Source organism: Pararhodobacter sp. (genome assembly GCF_034676075.1).
In the GTDB taxonomy this organism is placed as follows: Bacteria; Pseudomonadota; Alphaproteobacteria; order Rhodobacterales; family Rhodobacteraceae; genus Pararhodobacter.
The window spans coordinates 1-11687 of the sequence record NZ_JAUCCQ010000125.1 but is presented as its reverse complement, the minus strand read 5'-3'; the positions used below and the strand labels follow the sequence as shown (position 1 = coordinate 11687).

At 69.0% G+C, this 11687-nt stretch carries 11 protein-coding genes and 1 pseudogene; 9 read left to right on the top strand and 3 right to left on the bottom strand.

The annotated features are described in order from the left end of the window. Positions 1 to 246 (top strand): annotated as a pseudogene (locus VDQ18_RS20005) (glutamate--cysteine ligase); the annotation flags it as partial. Positions 247 to 285: 39 nt separating this feature from the next. On the opposite strand, the gene VDQ18_RS20000 reads toward VDQ18_RS20005, so the two are convergent. Both VDQ18_RS20000 and VDQ18_RS19995 read right to left on the bottom strand, forming a co-directional pair. Continuing rightward, positions 286 to 648 carry a DUF805 domain-containing protein gene (locus VDQ18_RS20000; RefSeq protein WP_323022665.1) on the bottom strand — a complete coding sequence of 121 codons (363 nt, stop codon included), beginning with the start codon at positions 646 to 648 and terminating at the stop codon, positions 286 to 288. 128 nt (positions 649 to 776) lie between these two features. Beyond that, complete coding sequence (locus VDQ18_RS19995) at positions 777 to 2315, bottom strand: DEAD/DEAH box helicase (protein ID WP_323022664.1); 1539 nt, start codon at positions 2313 to 2315, stop codon at positions 777 to 779. Positions 2316 to 2653: 338 nt separating this feature from the next. On the opposite strand from VDQ18_RS19995, the gene VDQ18_RS19990 reads away from it, so the two are divergent. The 5 genes from VDQ18_RS19990 (at position 2654) to VDQ18_RS19970 (ending at position 6753) form a co-directional block, all read left to right on the top strand. Then, positions 2654 to 3538: a sensor domain-containing diguanylate cyclase gene (locus tag VDQ18_RS19990; protein WP_323022663.1), complete on the top strand. Its 885-nt coding sequence runs from the start codon at positions 2654 to 2656 to the stop codon at positions 3536 to 3538. 673 nt (positions 3539 to 4211) lie between these two features. Then, entirely contained in the window at positions 4212 to 4412 is a 201-nt protein-coding gene (locus VDQ18_RS19985) for a hypothetical protein (protein WP_323022662.1), read from the top strand. A 132-nt stretch (positions 4413 to 4544) separates the two neighbouring features. Then, positions 4545 to 4736, top strand: coding sequence for a hypothetical protein (locus tag VDQ18_RS19980; RefSeq protein ID WP_323022661.1), 192 nt, complete (start codon positions 4545 to 4547; stop codon positions 4734 to 4736). 74 nt (positions 4737 to 4810) lie between these two features. After that, complete coding sequence (locus tag VDQ18_RS19975; RefSeq protein ID WP_323022660.1) at positions 4811 to 6409, top strand: peptide chain release factor 3; 1599 nt, start codon at positions 4811 to 4813, stop codon at positions 6407 to 6409. A gap of 212 nt (positions 6410 to 6621) precedes the next feature. Further along, positions 6622 to 6753 carry a hypothetical protein gene (locus VDQ18_RS19970; RefSeq protein WP_323022659.1) on the top strand — a complete coding sequence of 44 codons (132 nt, stop codon included), beginning with the start codon at positions 6622 to 6624 and terminating at the stop codon, positions 6751 to 6753. 158 nt (positions 6754 to 6911) lie between these two features. Here VDQ18_RS19970 and VDQ18_RS19965 read toward each other — a convergent pair whose 3' ends face one another. Beyond that, on the bottom strand, positions 6912 to 7898 hold the full coding sequence (locus VDQ18_RS19965) for a D-glycerate dehydrogenase (RefSeq protein ID WP_323022658.1): 987 nt from the start codon (positions 7896 to 7898) through the stop codon (positions 6912 to 6914). Positions 7899 to 8065: 167 nt separating this feature from the next. On the opposite strand from VDQ18_RS19965, the gene VDQ18_RS19960 reads away from it, so the two are divergent. Genes VDQ18_RS19960 through VDQ18_RS19950 form a run of 3 tightly spaced genes read left to right on the top strand, consistent with a single transcriptional unit; the run spans position 8066 to position 11369 of the window. Further along, positions 8066 to 8632, top strand: coding sequence for an SH3 domain-containing protein (locus tag VDQ18_RS19960; RefSeq protein ID WP_323022657.1), 567 nt, complete (start codon positions 8066 to 8068; stop codon positions 8630 to 8632). 46 nt (positions 8633 to 8678) lie between these two features. Beyond that, positions 8679 to 10655, top strand: a complete 1977-nt coding sequence (locus VDQ18_RS19955; protein ID WP_323022656.1) for a PAS-domain containing protein — start codon at positions 8679 to 8681, stop codon at positions 10653 to 10655. A gap of 9 nt (positions 10656 to 10664) precedes the next feature. Beyond that, on the top strand, positions 10665 to 11369 hold the full coding sequence (locus VDQ18_RS19950) for a response regulator transcription factor (protein ID WP_323022655.1): 705 nt from the start codon (positions 10665 to 10667) through the stop codon (positions 11367 to 11369). The last annotated feature ends 318 nt before the right edge of the window (positions 11370 to 11687 follow it).

Genomic DNA, 11687 nt, shown 5'->3' with positions numbered 1-11687 from the left:
CAGGCCGAGACGCATGGCGTGAAGATGCTCGACCTCGCGCGGGAGCTGGTGACGATCGCCGAGGGTGGCCTCAAGGCGCGCGCCCGGCCCGGCGCGGGCGGGCTGATCCCCGACGAGACGCATTTCCTCAACGCGTTGAAGGAAAGCGTCGAGACGGGGATGGTCCCTGCAGACGAGCTGCTGGCGCATTACCGTGGCGATTGGCAGGGCGACCTGAGCCGGATCTACGCCGACTACAGCTATTGAGCCGGGTCACCCCCGGCTCAACGCCTGCGCCGGATCCGGTCAGTAGCTGAACGGGTTCGGCCCGAATTCGTTATCACCCGGGTCGCTCTCGCGGATCATCCAGACGATCAGGATGATGATGCCGACCAGCGGGATGAGGGACAGCAGCAGCCACCAGCCCGAGCGGCCGATGTCATGCAGCCGGCGCACGCTGACGGCGAGGCCCGGCAGCAGGATCACCAGGGAAAAGATCCCCGAGATCAAGCCGTTGCCATTGCCGAAGACGGCATAATCGGCGGCTGAGAAGACGATCGTCCCCAGAAAGACGAAGAGCACCCAATACCAGTATTCCGAGCGCGGCGCCCGGCCGGTAAAGGTGACGAATTTGGAAAAGCAGGTGGAAACGGCGGTGGAAAAATTCATCGTTGGTAATCCCGTTAACGGCACACGGGCGTGCCGCGGCCGATCCTAGGCCTTGTTCCGGGCAAATCAACGAAGAATGCGCGCCCGGTGAGGGGCGCGCAGGAAGGGCGATGCAGCGCTGTGCAGGCTCAGCTGGCCTTGGCGCGGAACTCACGCATCAGGAAGTCGGGAACGTGGTCGCCCATGCCGACAACCGGCGCATCGTCGCGGCCCCGGTCCCGGTCGCGGCGGCCCCGGCCGTTGCGTTCGGAACGCTCACCGCGCTCGCCACGGTCGCTGCGCATCTCGTCGCGCGCCGGCTTGACGCTGGCCAGTTCCGCCACCGGCGCGGGCGCAGGCGCGGCCTCGGCCACGGGCGCCTCGACCAGGGTTTCGACCGGCGCCTCGACCGTCTCGCGTGGGGGACGCTCGCCCCGGGGCTTGCGCTCGCCACGCCGCGGGCGCTCGGCGCGCTCGGGCCGGTCGCCGTCCCGCTTGCGCTCGGGGCGCGCGGCGGATTCAGCGGCGGCTTCGGCAAAGCCTTCGGGCGGCACGCCGCGCGGCAGTTTCTTCTGCAGAAGCGACTCGATGGCCGCGAGGTACTTGTCGTCCGAGGGCGTGGCGATGGTGAAGGCCTTGCCCGAACGCCCGGCCCGGCCGGTGCGGCCGATGCGGTGGACGTAATCCTCGGCATGCGAGGGCACGTCGAAGTTGAAGACATGGCTCACGGCCGGAATGTCGAGCCCGCGGGCCGCGACGTCCGAGGCGATCAGCAGCCGCACGGTCCCGTCACGGAAGCCGTCCAGCGTGCGGGTCCGCACCGACTGGTCCAGATCGCCATGGATCGGCGAGGCGTTGAACCCGTGCTTTTTCAGCGACTTGGCCACGACATCGACGTCGATCTTACGGTTGCAGAAGATGATCGCATTGGTGCAGGCATCGCCCTCGGCCTCGATCAGCGAGCGCAGCATGGCGCGCTTCTCGCTGAAGGCGCGGTCGCGACGGGTCGGCGTCAGCTCGATCAGTTGCTGTTCGATGGTCTCGGCGGTGGTGGCCTGGCGGGCAACCTCGACCCGGACCGGGTTCGACAGGAACATGTTGGTGATGCGCTCGATCTCGGGCGCCATGGTGGCCGAGAAGAACAGCGTCTGCCGGGTGAAGGGGGTCAGCTGGAAGATGCGCTCGATATCCGGGATGAAACCCATGTCGAGCATGCGGTCGGCTTCATCGACGACCATGACTTCCACGCCGGTGAGCAGCAGCTTGCCGCGCTCGAAATGGTCGAGCAGGCGGCCGGGCGTCGCGATCAGCACGTCGACGCCGCGGTCGATCAGCTTGTCCTGTTCGGTGAACGAGACGCCGCCGATCAGCAGGGCCTTGGTCAGCTTGGTATATTTCGCGTAAACGTCGAAATTCTCGGCCACCTGGGCGGCCAGTTCGCGCGTCGGCGCCAGCACCAGCGAGCGCGGCATCCGGGCCCGGGCGCGGCCGCGCGACAGGCGCGTGATCAGGGGCAGCGTGAAGGAGGCGGTCTTGCCGGTGCCCGTCTGGGCGATGCCCAGAACGTCGCGGCCTTCCAGCGCCTCGGGGATCGCCTGCGCCTGGATCGGCGTCGGAGTTTCGTAGCCGGCTTCGGCAACGGCCTTGAGGACCTTGGGGTCCAGCTTCAGATCGGTAAACTTGGTCATATGCGTCCGTGAATTGCGGCATCGGGCCGCAAGGAAAGGATGGGACGCCAGATTCCGCGCCCCGGCAGCGGTCGGGCCGCTGGGGTCAGCGGCGGCCAATGGTCGCGCCCTACCCCGAATCTGCCTTTAGGTCAATGTCTACAGGCAGATTCATACCCAGAGAGGTGCGAGAAAGCTGATTTCTACCTATACGGGAGAACACGGCGCAATCTGGGCGGAATCCGGCCCGATGCCTTGGTTAACCCTTAATTAACCTCTTTTCCGCCCCGAACGGTCCCCGAACCGGTCTCAATTCGCGTCGAAAAAAGACCATCCGCGAAAGCGCAGAGGTCGGTTCCATGAATGCCCGCGTTTCCCTTGATGATCCCGAGTTCGCCGCCAGCACCGCGGCCGAGGTTCCCTTAATGCTGAATACCCCGATCCAGGCCGCCCTTCCCGCCCCGGCCCAGTTCGCCGCCGTTACCGACCTTATCAAATCCGTCTTCAACGTCCCCGCCGTCTCGGTCGCACTGCATGGTGCGCCCGCCAATGCCGAGGGCGGCGTGTACCGGTCCTTTCTGGAAATCCCGCTGATCAAGGACGAGGTGGTGATCGGCTCACTCCGGGTTCTGGACACCGCCGAGCGCGACTTCAGCGACCGCGATTGCCAGCTGCTGGAGGGTTTCGCCAAGCTGGTCGTCGATCAGGTCGAGCTCTGGGGCGAGGCCAGCCGCGACGTGCTGACCGGGGCCATGACCCGCCGGGCCTTTTCCGACACGCTGCGCAAGACCTTCGCCGCGCGGGCCCGGGCGCATGCCAAGGCCTCGCTGATGATCTTCGACCTCGACCATTTCAAGAAGATCAACGACACCTGGGGCCATGCCGCGGGCGATGCGGTGCTGAAGGCCGTGGCGCGCTGCGTGCTGCGCGAACTCCGGGTCGAGGACAGTTTCGGCCGCATCGGCGGCGAGGAATTCGCCGTGCTCGTGGCCAATGCCGATGCCGCCATCGCCTCGGAAGTGGCCGAACGCGTGCGGCGCGCGGTCGAGCGTCTGTCGATCCCCGGCTTTCCGCAGATCCCGGTCAGCGCCAGCTTCGGCGTGGCCGAGGCGACGGATGCGGTCCTCGATGTCGAGGATTGGACCGACCGCGCCGATGCCCAGCTCTATGCCGCCAAGGAAAGCGGCCGTAACCGGGTCTGCGTGGCGACCGAGACGGCGCCGCGGGCAGCCATGGTGAACTGACGGCCCCGGGTGCCGTGTCGCCCCCCGAGCCCTGAAAAGTCGCGCCCGTTGGGGCGTGTTTTTCTTTGAACCGCAGGCATGTCTGCCGCGACCCATGGCTGTTCACTCCATCCTCCCGCCCAGGAACCAAGCCATGACCCCGACCACCGCCAAGGCCCTGCTGACCCAACCGCGCCCCGCGCCCACCACCCCGCGCCGCCCGATCCTGACGCTGTTCGGCAAGCGCTGAGCTTTCTGCCCTCCCTCCCCTGTCGATCCTCCCTCGTTGACTGGGCCGCCCTCCAAGGCGGCCCTTCTTTCTGTCCCGGCCCGGGCCCTGCCGCCGAGTGAACCCGGCCCGCCGCCCGCGCGACACAGGATTACCAACCCCGGAGAGTGCCATGTTCCGCCTCGACACCGCCGCCGCGCTGCTTCGCCAGATCGACCGCCAGACCCGCACCCCGCCCGGGGGCGCCCGCCTGCGCCAGATCCCCCTGGCGATCCCGGTCCGCAGCCGCTGACCTCCGGCCCCGCGCCAGACCGCTCCCGCCCCCGCACCCCGGGGGCGTTTTGCATTTCGGCCCCCCGGCGCAGGCCCGTGCCGCAAGAAATCCGCCGAAATCTTTGAACCGCAGGCCGGGCCGCCCCGACCCATGGCCATAGAGATGCTGCCTCCCAACCCAAGGATGCCCCGATGACCCGCACTGCCCTCGCCCTTGCCACCCTGCTCACCCTCTCGCTCAACGGCTCGCTCGCCGCCGCTTCGGCGCCCGCGGCCTGCAATGCCGAGGGCGTCTGCGCCCTCTCGCTGCGCATGCTGTCCCCGCCCCCGGCCCGCCCCGCCGACCTAGGCCAGCGCGTGGCCTTCGCCGTCCCGGTCGCCGGACAGCGCTGAACCTGCCCTCTCCTCCCTTCGCCTGCCGCGCTCGCCCCCCGAGCGCGGTTTTTTCTTGCCGGGCGGGAACTTGCTGCCTCCCGCGCCGTTGATCCTGCAACCAAGACGAAACGCACCGACAGGATCGCCGCCATGACCCGCACCGCCCTGGCCTTCGCCGCGCTGCTCACCCTCTCGCTCAACGGCTCCATCGCCGTCGCCGCCGTCCCGGCCTGCACCGGCGGCAGCACCTGCGCGCTGCCCCTGGGCATGCTGACCCCGCCCCCGCCGCGGCCTGCCACCCTGCTGCGCGACGCGGCGGTGCTGGCCCCGGCCGAGGGCTGAGCGCAAGGCCCCTGAAAGGCCCCGGAACGCGGCGCCCAGTGGACAGGCGAAGCGCTTTCGGCTAGTGCGCGGCCATGCTGGACAATCGCCCCACCCTGCCGCCCGAAATCGCCCGCCGCCGGACCTTTGCGATCATCTCGCACCCCGACGCCGGCAAGACCACGCTGACCGAGAAGTTCCTCCTGTTCGGGGGCGCCATCCAGATGGCCGGTCAGGTGCGCGCCAAGGGCGAGGCGCGGCGCACGCGCTCGGACTTCATGCAGATGGAAAAGGACCGCGGGATCTCGGTCTCGGCCTCGGCCATGTCCTTCGATTTCGACAGCTGGCGCTTCAATCTGGTCGACACGCCCGGCCACTCGGATTTCTCGGAAGACACCTACCGCACGCTCACCGCGGTCGATGCCGCGATCATGGTCATCGACGGGGCCAAGGGCGTCGAAAGCCAGACGCGGAAGCTGTTCGAGGTCTGCCGCCTGCGCGACCTGCCGATCCTGACCTTCTGCAACAAGATGGACCGCGAGGCCCGCGACACCTTCGAGATCATCGACGAGATCCAGGAAAACCTGGCCATCGACGTGACCCCGGCGTCGTGGCCCATCGGCCAGGGCCGCGAGTTCCTCGGCTGCTACGACATCCTGCACGACCGGCTGGAACTGATGGACCGCGCCGACCGCAACCGGGTGGGCGAGTCGCTGAAGATCGAGGGGCTCGACGACCCCAAGCTGGCGCAGCACATCCCGGCGGCGATGCTGGAGACGCTGAAGGAAGAGCTGGAGATGGCCCGCGCCCTGCTGCCCGCCTTCGACCGCGAGCAGGTGCTGAACGGCTCGATGACGCCGATCTGGTTCGGCTCGGCGATCAATTCCTTCGGCGTGCGCGAGCTGATGGCCGGGATGGCCGAATTTGGCCCGGCGCCGCAGCCCTTGACCACCGACAAGCGCCAGGTCGACCCCGAGGAGGACAAGGTCACCGGCTTCGTCTTCAAGGTGCAGGCCAACATGGACCCCAAGCACCGCGACCGCGTGGCCTTCGTCCGCCTCGCCTCGGGGCATTTCCAGCGCGGCATGAAGCTGATGCATGTCCGTTCCGGCAAGCCGATGGCGATCACCAACCCGGTGCTGTTCCTCGCCGCCGACCGCGAATTGACGGAAGAGGCCTGGGCGGGCGACATCATGGGCATTCCGAACCACGGCCAGCTGCGCATCGGCGACACGCTGACCGAGGGCGAGGCAATGCGCTTCACCGGCATCCCCTCCTTCGCGCCGGAGCTCTTGCAGAACGTCCGCGCGGGCGACCCGATGAAGGCCAAGCACCTGGAAAAGGCGCTGATGCAATTCGCCGAGGAAGGCGCGGCCAAGGTCTTCAAACCCTCGATCGGCTCGGGCTTCATCGTCGGCGTGGTCGGCGCCCTGCAATTCGAGGTGCTGGCCAGCCGGATCGAGCTGGAATACGGCCTGCCGGTGCGCTTCGAGCCCTCGCAATTCACCTCGGCCCGCTGGATCTCGGGCGACAAGGCCGAGGTCGAGAAGGTGGTCAACACCAACAAGCAGCATATCGCCACCGATCACGACGGCGATCTGGTCTATCTGACCCGCCTGCAATGGGACATCGACCGCATCGGCCGCGACCACCCGGGGGTGAAGCTGACCGCGACCAAGGAAATGATGGTCTGACGCCCGGACCATCAGGGATGGGCAGATTGCCCATCCTACCCTGCCCTCGCCAAGGGGCTTGCTCCCCGCCGCCCCGAGGATCAGACTGCCCCCGCAGAGCGCCGCCGCGCCACGGGCCGGCACGCCCTGCTGCTTGCCGAGAGCCTCGCGGCCCTCCCTCGCATCGACCCGCCCCGCATCCGCCGGGCGGGGGTTCACCAGAGGACATGACCATGGGCAAGGGCGACAGCCAGCGCGGCAACAAGGAAGCCAAGAAACCGAAGAAGGAAAAGCCGAAGGTGCTCGCCACGGCGAATTTCACCGGCGGCAAGACGACCACCATCGCCGGCAAGGCGGTGAAGTAACGCCCGCCCCGTCTTCGTCATCTTCGTTCTTCAAATATCCACGGGGTTTCCAAAGGGGGGCGTGCCCCCCTTTGGCGAGGGGGTGCGGGGGGCGAGCAGCCCCCCGCCTCGGTCGCCCGAGGCACGAGGGCGAAACCCCTCCCCCGAACCGACGGCCGTTACAGCATCCCCGGCAGCACCTGATCCGGCGGCCGGTGACCGTCGGCGAAGGTCTTGATGTTCAGGATCACCTTCTCGCCCATCTCGACCCGTCCCTCCAGCGTGGCCGAGCCCATGTGCGGCAGCAGCACCACATTCGGCAGTTCCCTCAACCGCGGATTCACTTCCGAACCGCGCTCGAAGACATCGAGCCCCGCGCCGCCCAATTCGCCCGCGCGCAGCATCCGGGTCAGCGCGTTCTCGTCGATCACCTCGCCGCGCGAGGTGTTGACGATCACCGCCGAGGGTTTCATCAGCTTCAGCCGCCGGGCGTTCATCAGATGAAAGGTCGAGGGCGTGTGCGGGCAGTTGATCGAGATCACGTCCATCCGCGCCACCATCTGGTCGAGGCTCTCCCAAAAGGTCGCCTCCAGCGGTTCCTCGACCTCGGGCCGCAGGCGCTTGCGATTGTGGTAATGGATCTGCATGCCGAAGGCCTGCGCGCGCCGCGCCACCGCCTGGCCGATCCGGCCCATGCCCAGGATCCCCAGCCGCTTGCCGCCGATCCGCCCGCCCAGATGCGCCATCGGCGACCAGCCGGACCAGCCGCCCGCCTGCATCACCGCCAGCCCCTCGGGGATGCGCCGGGTCACCGCCAGCATCAGGGCGATGGTCATGTCGGCGGTATCCTCGGTCACCACGCCCGGGGTATTCGACACCAGAATCCCGCGCTGGCGGGCCGATTGCACGTCGATATGGTCGATCCCCGCCCCGTAATTGGCGATCAGCTTCAGCCGCTCGCCCGCCCCGGCCAAGAGCCCCGCGTCGATATGGTCGGTCAGCGTCGGCACCAGCACATCGGCGCGCGCCATCGCCGCCAGCAGTTCCTCGCGACTCATCGGCCGGTCATCATCCCTCAGCTCGGCGTCGAACAATTCCTTCAGCCGCGTTTCCACCGGGTCCGGCAGGCGTCGCGTGACCACCACACTCAGGCGCTTGAGGGGCATGGACTTCTCCTTGGGTCTTTCAAATCGGGCCGCTTGCTGGCAAAGTGGCGCAGAGCGAACCGAGGCACAAGCCATCCGCGCAACCCCGTGCGAAATAAAATTTCGCAGCCAATGAGCGGGGGCCGGAGGCATCATCAGACCTGCGCAAGCAGGCCGGGCAGGACCGAATGCGCAAAGCGATTGCGATCGTCGTCTGGGCGGCTGTGGCCGTGTCGGCAGGCATGGCCGGCTCCGGGGCCGGCGCGGACGAGCTGGTGGCGACCCAGGCCGCCGTCGCCCCGCCGCCCGCCGCGACCACGGCCCCCACCGTCGGCCCCGAAACCGGCCTGCCCTTGCCGCGCTATGTCTCGCTCAAGACCTCACGCGGGCGGGCGCGGCGCGGGCCGTCCGACACCCACCGCGTCGACTGGATCTATACGCTGCGCGACCTGCCGCTGCGGGTCACCGGCGAATTCGAGCATTGGCGCCGGGTCGAGGATTCCGAGGGCGAGGGCGGGTGGATTCATTACTCGCTGCTCTCGGGCGTGCGCACGGTCCTCGTGACGCAGGACATGACGCCGCTCCGCGCCCTGCCCCAGCCCGGCGCCACCGAACTCGCCTATCTCGAGGCGGGCGTGGTGGCACGGATCATGGAATGCTCCTCGGGCTGGTGCCGGGTCAGTGTCGAGGGCAGCCGCGGCTGGCTGGAAACCTCGGCCGTCTGGGGCGTCGAACCGGGCGAAGAGCTGCGCTGAGCGGCAACGCTGGACGCCGCCCGGGCGCGGCGCTAGCCTGCCCACCATGCAGCCGGAAACCTACGAAAAGCTGACCCGCGCCGGGTTGAACCTGATCCAGCAGGCGCTGTCCATTTTCGACAGCGACCTGCGTCTCGCCGTCTGCAACCCCCGCTATCAGGAGATGTTCGGCCTGCCCGATGCGCTGGTCCGGCCCGGCGCCTCGTTCGAGGAGACGATCCGCTTCCTGGTCCGGCGCGGCGAATACGGCCCGCCCGGCGATGTCGAGGAGGCCGTGCGCCAGAGGGTCGAGACGGCGCGCGATTTCCGGCCCCATTACATGGAGCGCCAGCGCGCCAACGGCCGCTGGGTCTCGGTCGAGGGGGCGCCGCTGGCGCAGGGCGGCTGGGTCACGGTCTATACCGACATCACCGAGATCAAGCTGCAGGAGCAATTGCTGCGCGCCCGCTCCGAGGAACTCTCGGGCCAGCTGTTGACCCATGCCGAGCGGCTGGGGATGGCCAACCGGCAACTCGCCTCGACCAATGCCATGCTCGAGGAGACGCAGCGCGAGCTGACCGAGATGGAGGCCCGCACCCGTCTGGTGACCGAGATGATGCCGGCGCATATCGCCCATCTCGACCGCAATCTGGTCTATACCTATTCGAACCGGCGCCTGTCGTCGCTGGTGCCGGGCCTGCCCGCCAATGTCGTCGGCATGCGCTTCGAGGAGGCGGTCGGCGCCCAGCTTCACGCCAGCCTCATCGCCGACATGCACCGCACCCTGCAGGGCGAGGATGCGGTGCGCGAGTTGACGCATGAGGACAGCGGGCGGCGCATCCGCGTGGTGATGACCCCCGATCCGCGCAATGCCCCGGACGGGCAGGATGGCGGCGTCTATCTGCTGACCACCGATATCACCGCCGAAACGCAGGCCCGCGCGGCGCTGATGCAGACGCGCAAGCGCGAGGTGGCGGCGCAGCTGACCTCGGGCCTTGCGCATGATTTCTCGAACCTCTTGACCATCATTCTCGGGCTTCAGGACAAACTCGCCCGTCTGCCCGACCTGCCGCCCGAGGCCGCCGAGGCGGTGCGCGCCACCCAGGCCGCGGCCCGGCGCGGCGGGACGCTTCTGCGCCGCATCGGAGAGATGTCGGGCGCGCGCGTCCTGAACCCGCAGGCCACCGACCTTGAGCCGCTTCTGGACGATCTGCGGATGATGGCCTCGCCCTCGTTGCCCGCGGGCATGCGGCTCGGCATCGCGCTGGAACCCGGCCTGGGGCGGGTGATGCTGGATCAGGGGGCGACGCAGGACGCGCTCCTGAACCTGATCCTCAACGCCCGCGACGCCATCGGCTGCAGCGAGGACGGCGGCGGCCAGATCCGCCTCTCGGCCCGCCGGGTGCAGGACACCTGGCTGGAACTCGCGGTCGAGGATGACGGGCCGGGCTTCACCGACGAGGCGCTGAAACGCGGGCTCGACCCGTTCTATACCACCAAGGGGGCGGAGGGATCGGGCCTCGGGCTGGCGATGGTCTATGACCAGGCCTCGCTCGCGGGGGGCACGGTGCGGCTGGCCAACCGGCCCGAGGGCGGCGCCCGGGTCACACTGCGCCTGCCGCTGCGCCCCGCCGCCGATCCCGCCCCGGACGAGACCCGGCTCGTGCTGCTGGTCGAGGACAGCGCCGAGATCCGCATGCTGGTGCGCGAGATGCTGGTGGACCTCGGCCACCGGGTGATCGAGGCCGAAACCGCCGAGGATGCCCGCGCGCTGGCGCTGCTGCCGGAGATCGGCATGGTGCTGTCGGACATCCAGCTGAAGGGCGAGGAAACCGGCCCCGACCTGCTGGCCCGGCTGCGCGGCCTGCGGCCCGGCCTCGCCATGGCGCTGATGACCTCGCTGCCGCCCTCGGACCCGCTGCGCGCCAGGGCCGCCCGGGAGGCCGCCGTGCTGGCCAAACCCTTCGCCCCCGCCGAACTCGACGCCTTCCTGCGCGCCGCAGCCTCGGCTATGCCGGGGACCGCGCGCCCTGCCCTGCCGTAAGGATCCCCGATGACGCAGCCCCATGTCGCCATCCTCGACGACGAGGCCGAAATCCGCCGCATCCTCGCCGATGCGCTGAATGAGGCGGGGTTCCGCACCTCGACCTTCTCGCGGGCGACGGAATTCGAGGCGGCGCTGAAACGCACGGCGCCGGATGTCTGCCTGGTGGATCTGGGGCTGCCCGACCGCGACGGTCTGGCGCTGGTCCACCGGCTGGCCCTCGAATCGGGGGCGACGATCATCATCATCTCGGGGAGGGCGGCAGCCTCGGACCGGGTGACGGGGCTGGAGCTGGGGGCCGACGATTACATCATCAAGCCCTTCGAGCCGGCCGAGGTCGTGGCCCGGATCCGCGCCCGGCTGCGCAAGTCGCGCCCGGCGCCCGAGGCCGGCGGCTCGGTCGCCCGCTTCAACGGCTGGGAAGCACAATTCGACCGCTACCTGCTGATCGGCCCGGACGGGGCGGAAGTGCCCTTCAGCCATGCCGAGGGGGAGGTGCTGCGCCTCTTCCTCGACGCGCCGAAACGGCTGATCTCGCGCATGCAGATGCAGGAATCGCTGGGCGGCGCGGCGGGCGAAAGCTTCGACCGGGCGATGGATGTGCGGATCTCGCGGCTTCGGGCGAAGCTCGGCGAGGATCCGAAGAACCCGCGGCTGATCAAGACGATCTATGGTGCGGGCTATATCTTCCTCGGCGATGTGAGCTGGCACTGACGGCGGCGGGCCGCAGGCTCCCACCCGCCCCCCCCGCCTGCGGCCCGCCGCCTGCCTTGACCGGAGCGCCCGGAGGAGACCGGGCATCCGGGTGACAAGCGCGCCCTGCCGACCGGATCCTCGGCGCGGGCAGACAGGGCGGGTTGCGTATTTTCGGCAAAGTGAAAAGCGCGCCGGATCGCCCCTGCCTGACGCCCATCGCCCTCTTCGTTCTTCAAATATCCTCGGGGGTCCGGGGGTGGAAAACCCCCGGGGCCGCCGCGGGCGCGCCTTCCCGGCCCCGCCCGCCACACCCCCCGCCCCCGGGCGGCGCCGTCC